Here is a 4,665-nt window from a genome sequence, read left to right as displayed (position 1 = left end):
TGGCCGTCCGCATCTGGCGAGACCGTGATCCTTGCGGCATTGGGATCGAATTGCAGGAGGGGATCAGTTTCCAACAGGGTCTCGGCTTGGCTTGTACCCAATCCCAGCAGTTCTGCAGAAGACTGGACGACCTTGCCAACCAGACGACCTGCCATCGTTCCTTCGGTTGCCTGCGTGATATCCTTGGCCAATTCGGTGAAGCCCGAGCGTGCCTCATTGCTCATTCCTGCATTGTCGAGCTCGGAAATGCGTGAGCCGCTGTAGTCCTTTGCGGCGGCGTAACCTGAGCGTGCCGCCTCAGTCATCGCGGGTCGGTCGACGGCAGTGTCGCCCAATTGGGCGGATGCGGCACTGGGTTGGGCATGGCTTGTTGTGACCGACGGGTCCTCGAGTTTGAAGTCTCCTTGGGTCGACGTCGGTGCTGCGAAGGTCGAAGGATCGATCAGATCCTTGGCCACCAGTTTCACGGCACGGTCGACCATGGCAATATCCGCCGCATCCGCGGAGAACATGGCCGAAAGCGGATCGTCGCCCAAGTCACGAACCTTGGCTGCGACCTGGTTGTTGATGTTCACATCGGCTGTGAGACCATTGGCTTCAACATAAGCCTGTCCTTTGGCCGCCGTTTCCGCCTCGCTGATCGAACGCAGTGCTGTACGGGCCATGCGCTGCCCGTCCTCCAGGGAATACCGCTTGGACTGATCGCTGCTCTGGCTCTCGGAATTGCTCGATGACCATCCGCTTGACTCCCGTGCGCTGTCGATCGTGTCGAAAGCGCTCATAAGGCGTTCGTCCGCAGAGGCCTTTTCCGCAAGCGTCAGCGTGTCACCGTTGGATGCCATTGCGCTTCCCGATGTCCTACCGTCGAGATTGGCAGAGGCCTTCCCCGAAATCCCAGAACCGAGCATGTCCTTGCCGACGGTTCCAAGTTCTGCGGTGCCGCCAAGACCTAGGCTCGCGCCGAGGACCGCATTGAGGGCCACTTCGTCGGACACATTGTTCGCGCGCGCGAAATCCCGTACCGTCTGCCAGGCGTTGGCGACCGACGTGCTGTGGCTCGACCCCATATCGACTGTGCCGCTGTCCGAGGAACCCTTCGACGCCATAACCGAGTTCACGAAGCCCATCGTGTCCGCCGTCGCCCCCGACATGAAACTCGACAGCTCGGCTGTCTTAGTCGCCGCCGTTGTACGCGTCTCCTCGACCCGGTTGGACATTTCGCTGCGCACGGAGTTTGACAGCGATCCGTTGAAGGCGGTTTCGGTGACGGCAGACCCGCGGCCGTACGTGACCAACCCATCCTGGTTCTGCGTCACGGAAGCGCCATTCCCGGCAAAAGCTGTGTACCGCCCCTCGTCGCGTACCGACGAAGTATTCCACTTGTTGGCCGCCATGTTGTTCATCGAGACGTTACCGAGAGAGATCGTGCCCGTGGCGGCCTCGCGCCCCGTCTCGATCGCCGCCCCCTGCCCCACGTTCAGAAGCGAAGTCGCCATCGAGGTCATCTTGTCCGCCCCGAACAGGATCGCCGTGGCGAGAAAGGGCACCGACATCATCAGATAGCCCGCGACCGAGCCGACATCGGCCTCCACCGCCTGCATCTGATAGAGGTTCGAGAGCGAGAGGACGACATCGTTGACCGTGCCGTCTGAGGTCGTGAGCCCGGCGGATCGATAATAACCCGAGGCGGATTCTAGCACGATCATATGCAGGATCGCCGAAATCGGTCCCCAGGCGGCAAGCCAGACGAAACCCCCGGCATAGCCCCTTAGGATCGACCACCCGGTCGGCATTGCCAGCATCATGAAAAGCGCCAGTGGGAACGAGGCGTAATAGACGGTCTCCAGCACCACCTTCAGGAGCGGCACCCATTTCAGGGCACTGGCCCCGATCGCCGAATAGGATGACTTGGTTTGCACGTTGGTGCGCGCCGTCTGATAGAGCGCCATGGCCGCATCATTGCCGGAAGAGGCGATGAACCGGTTCACCGCGTCATCCATCGCCGTCAGCAGCATCGCCTGACGGATGGTCGCAACCGCCGAAGAGGACGACATGCCAATCAGCCCCTGAAAATCCGACAGGGTGCCCTTTAGCTTTGCGACATTGGAGCCTCCGGTGCCGACCCGGTCCGGAAAGGCCGCCGCCGCCTTCTGAGTCATCACCTTCTCGACTTCTGCAGTGATCAGGCCACGTACGGCCGTCCAGCGTGTCGCACAGCTTTCGGTCTGGGACGTCGTCGGATCATAGTAGGCCAGCGACTGGGGCACATTGGCGGTGATCTCGGCATCAAGCGCCCCGGTATGCGCCACCTCTTCGAGGTCCATATGCCCCAGCATCGTCCCGTCGATCACACAGTTCTGCATGTAATTGACGAGAAGCTCGTGGATCTGTGGAGACACCGCGCGCCAGTGCGCCGCCTGTGACAGCAGCGTGGCTCCAAACAGCATACCGCTTTGCTGGTAGCTTAGATTGTCAGGCGTCGAGAGCAGCGTCTCCATCCGCGAGGTCAGCTGATAGGAAATGCCGGTGGTGTAGTAGCCCAGGACCGCCACCGACCACGGCACATTGTCGACCGTGCCATAGATTGGAATGGTACCCGAGGTCGGATCGATGATCACCACGCGGGCCTTGATGCCCACGCCCGCCAGCCCAACGATCAGCATCAGCACGATCTGCTGCAGGATATCCCGCAGCCCTGCGCCCCAGATCATCCGCCAGAGGAGTCCGATCCCGCCAAGAGAAACTGCGATCGAGAGAAACAGCTTGAAATCCGCACTGCCAGTGAAAGCCGCAAGGAAGTTGAACACGGCATAGAGATAGTAGGCGCCGCCGACCGTGTAGATTTCGAAAGTCGGCATGCGTGGGCTCCCCAAGACCGGGGCAAAAGGTCACCCCGAGCGGGGGAAAGCATCAGGCAACGGACTAGAACAAGGGGGGACCGGCAAAGGTGACATCGGGTCTGCTAGCCATACGGAAACTAGGCGGACCGCCCATCCTACAGTTTTTCGATAAGTTCCGGGACTGCGGTGAAGAGGTCGGAGACGAGGCCGTAGTCGGCGACCTGGAAGATCGGGGCTTCTTCGTCCTTGTTGATGGCGACGATGACCTTGCTGTCCTTCATGCCGGCAAGGTGCTGGATGGCGCCCGAGATGCCGACGGCGATGTAGAGGTTGGGGGCGACGACCTTGCCGGTCTGACCGACTTGCCAGTCGTTCGGGGCATAGCCGCTGTCGACGGCAGCACGGCTGGCGCCGACGGCACCGTTCAGCTTGTCGGCGAGTTTCTCGATCAGGTCGAAGGATTCCTTGGAACCCACACCACGGCCGCCCGAGACGACGATGCCGGCGGAGGTCAGTTCGGGGCGGTCGGAGGTGGCGACGCGGTCCTCGACCCAAGCCGAGAGGGCGTTGGCGCCGGGGCCGCCGATTTTCTCGACCGATGCCGCGTTTCCGGCGCCGACTGCAGCGAAGCCGGCGGTGCGGACGGTGAAGACCTTCTTGGTGTCAGACGAGCGGACGGTTTGCACGGCGTTGCCGGCGTAAATCGGGCGCTCGAAGGTTTCAGCGTCGATCACGGCGGTGACGTCGGACAGGACCATGACGTCGAGAAGGGCTGCCACGCGGGGCAGGACGTTCTTGTTGGCGGCGGTGGCGGCACCACAGATATGGGTGTAGGCGGGTGCCAACGCTACCACCAGTGCGGCGGTGGCTTCGGCCATGCCGTGGCAATAGGCGTGATCCTCGGCGAAGAGGACTTTGGATACGCCGGAGAGGGTGGCGGCTTCGGCCGCGGCGGCGTCGCCACCGGTGCCGGCGACGAGGACGTGGACCTCACCGAGCGAGGTCACCGCGGCCAGCGCCTTGGCGACCTGGTCGGTGGCGAGGTGGCCGTCATTCACGTCGGCAATCAGAAGAACGGCCATCACAGGACCCCCGCTTCGTCTTTGAGTTTGGTGATCAGTTCGGCGACCGAGCCAACCTTGACGCCTGCCTTGCGGCCCGCCGGTTCGACGGTTTTCAGCACGGTCAGACGAGGCGAGACGTCGACGCCGTAGTCTGCCGGGGTCTTGGCGGCCAGGGGTTTTGCCTTGGCTTTCATGATGTTGGGCAGCGAGGCATAGCGCGGCTCGTTCAGGCGCAGGTCGACGGTCAGGACCGCAGGAAGGGTGACGGCGATGGTCTGCAGACCGCCATCGACTTCGCGTGTCACGGTGGCCTTGCCATCGGCAATCGCCAGCTCTGAAACGAAGGTGCCTTGCGCCCAACCCAGAAGGGCGGAGAGCATCTGGCCCGTCGCATTCATATCATTATCAATGGCTTGCTTGCCGCACAGCGCCAGACCCGGACCTTCGGCAGCCACCACGGCTGCCAGCAGTTTGGCGACGGCGAGGGGCTCGATGTCGGTCTGGACGATGTCGGTCGCCTCGATCAGGATGGCGCGGTCGGCACCCATCGCGAGGGCGGTCCGAAGCGTCTCTTGCGACTGCTTCACGCCGATGGAGACCACGATCACCTCGGTCGCAATCCCCTTTTCTTTCAAGCGGATAGCTTCCTCGACGGCGATCTCGTCGAAGGGGTTCATCGACATCTTCACGTTCGCCAGATCGACACCGGACCCGTCCGCCTTCACGCGAACCTTCACGTTGTAGTCGATCACACGTTTGAC

General features: G+C 62.2%; 3 protein-coding genes. All 3 read right to left on the bottom strand.

The window, feature by feature from the left end; all coding sequences use genetic code 11:
* A partial coding sequence (locus tag AC1Y2B_RS23315) for a conjugal transfer protein TraG N-terminal domain-containing protein (RefSeq protein WP_482255513.1) occupies window positions 1-2,858 on the bottom strand: 2,858 nt, incomplete at its 3' end.
* A gap of 137 nt (window positions 2,859-2,995) precedes the next feature.
* Window positions 2,996-3,922, bottom strand: a complete 927-nt coding sequence (locus AC1Y2B_RS23310; RefSeq protein WP_482255512.1) for an electron transfer flavoprotein subunit alpha/FixB family protein — start codon at window positions 3,920-3,922, stop codon at window positions 2,996-2,998.
* Window positions 3,922-4,665 (bottom strand): electron transfer flavoprotein subunit beta/FixA family protein (locus AC1Y2B_RS23305; RefSeq protein WP_482255511.1); only part of this gene is annotated, 744 nt, incomplete at its 5' end. The genes AC1Y2B_RS23310 and AC1Y2B_RS23305, both read right to left, overlap by 1 nt.

The organism is Stagnihabitans sp., assembly GCF_964946895.1.
The sequence above is the reverse complement of the archived record's forward strand: the minus strand, read 5'-3'. Positions and strand labels throughout refer to the sequence as shown.

Coding starts and splice junctions, on each gene's coding strand:
- AC1Y2B_RS23310 (WP_482255512.1), bottom strand. CDS start 3,922: ATGGCCGTTCTTCTGATTGCCGACGTGAATGACGGCCACCTCGCCACC.